We start from the raw sequence: 1,764 nt of genomic DNA on the forward strand, positions 1-1,764 counted from the left end.
CGCGCGTTCGGCGGCGGCGGTGCGCCCGGCGCGGCCGGGGCCGGGCAGCAGCAGACCGGGCCACGGACACAGGCGCACGACCTGACCGTCGACGACGCGCGGGCGATGGCCGACGCGTCGGCGGCCCCGTCGGTCAAGAGCGTCTCCCCGGTGGTGAACGCCTCCTCGGCGAACGCCGCGTACGCGGGGACGAGCCACACGATCCAGCAGTTCGTCGGCACCTACCCGACGTACTTCGAGGCGTCCAACGACCCGATCGACCGCGGCACCTACTTCACCAACGACGACGTGCTGAACGACCGCAAGGTCGTCGTGATCGGGCAGACCGTGAATGAGGACCTGTTCGGCACGGTCGACGCGGTCGGCAGGCAGATCACCGTCAACGGCGTGAACTTCACCGTCGTCGGGGTGCTGAAGACCAAGGGGTCGTCGGGCTTCCAGGACGCCGACGACGTGGCGATCGCGCCGCTGCCGGCCGTCCAGGAGAGCCTGACCGGGTACGGCGCGCTGAACCAGATCGTCGTGCAGGCCAAGACGCCCAAGACCGTCGATGCCGCGCAGTCGGAGATCACCGACATCCTGAACCAGCGGCACGGCATCACCGGCAGCAACACGGCGGACTTCCAGATCATGAACCAGGCGACGCTTCAGTCGGCGATCAGCAGTAGCAGCAAGACGTTCACCGTGCTGCTCGGCGCGGTGGCGGCGATCAGCCTGCTGGTCGGCGGGATCGGCATCACCAACATCATGCTGGTGACCGTCACCGAGCGGACGCGCGAGATCGGCATCCGCAAGGCGATCGGCGCGCCGCGCGGCGCCATCCTCGGCCAGTTCCTCGTCGAGGCGACCGTGCTCAGCCTCCTGGGCGGGCTGCTCGGCGTCGCCGCGGGGGTGATCGGCAGCGAGTTCAAGGTCGTAGGGGTCAAGCCGGTCATCGTCCCCAGCTCGATCGCGCTGGCCCTCGGGGTCTCCGTCGCGATCGGCCTGTTCTTCGGCAGCTATCCCGCCAACCGCGCGGCCAAGCTCCGGCCCATCGAAGCCCTCCGCCACGAATAGGGAGCAACCGTGACTGGAACCCGGCGCAAGACGAACGACGCGCCACGTGAGGACCTCGATGTGCCGCCCGAGGATCTGCTGAACACCCCGCCGTTCGAGGGCGACCTGGCCGAAGAGCTCAAGGCCGACGACCGGCCGAGGCGCCGGCCGCCGTCGGTCACCGTCCTGCTGGTCGCGGGCGTCCTGCTGGTGGGCGGCTTCGTCGGCGGCGTACAGGCCGACCGCCACTGGGGCGCCAAGAAGTCCTCCGACCCGACGGCCCTGCTCGGTCAGCTCCGGCGAGGCACCGGGCAGGGCGGTACGGCCCAGGGCGGTCAGCCCGGCGCCGGCTTCGGCGGCTTCGGTGGCTTCGGCGGTCAGAACGGTCAGAACGGGGGCCGGGACAGCGGCGCCCAGGCCCCCGGCAGCGGCACGACGGGCACGGTCAAGCTCGTCGACGGCGACACCATCTACGTCCAGACGCCCAATGGGATCGTCCGCGTGAAGACGAGCGGTTCGACGAAGATCACCGTCGCCAAAAAGACGACGGCCAAGGCGCTCAAGGCCGGCTCGAAGGTCGTCGTCCAGGGCACGGCGGGTCAGGACGGCACGGTCACGGCCACGAGCGTCCAGGGCGGCTGACCGCGCGGGCCGTGAGGCATCTGCGGACCGCGCGGCCGGCGAAGGCGAGCCGGGCCAGGCTGGCGGCCGCGGCCGTCGCCGCCGGGA

General features: G+C 71.1%; 2 protein-coding genes. Both read left to right on the forward strand.

The window, feature by feature from the left end:
- On the forward strand, window positions 1-1,056 hold a 1,056-nt coding region (locus ACFFNX_RS49135; RefSeq protein ID WP_378213355.1), incomplete at its 5' end, for an ABC transporter permease.
- A 9-nt stretch (window positions 1,057-1,065) separates the two neighbouring features.
- Window positions 1,066-1,677, forward strand: a complete 612-nt coding sequence (locus ACFFNX_RS49140; RefSeq protein ID WP_378213356.1) for a hypothetical protein — start codon at window positions 1,066-1,068, stop codon at window positions 1,675-1,677.
- Window positions 1,678-1,764: the final 87 nt, after the last annotated feature.

Origin of the sequence: Actinoallomurus acaciae, from assembly GCF_042429965.1 — a bacterium.
Lineage (GTDB): Bacteria > Actinomycetota > Actinomycetes > Streptosporangiales > Streptosporangiaceae > Actinoallomurus > Actinoallomurus acaciae.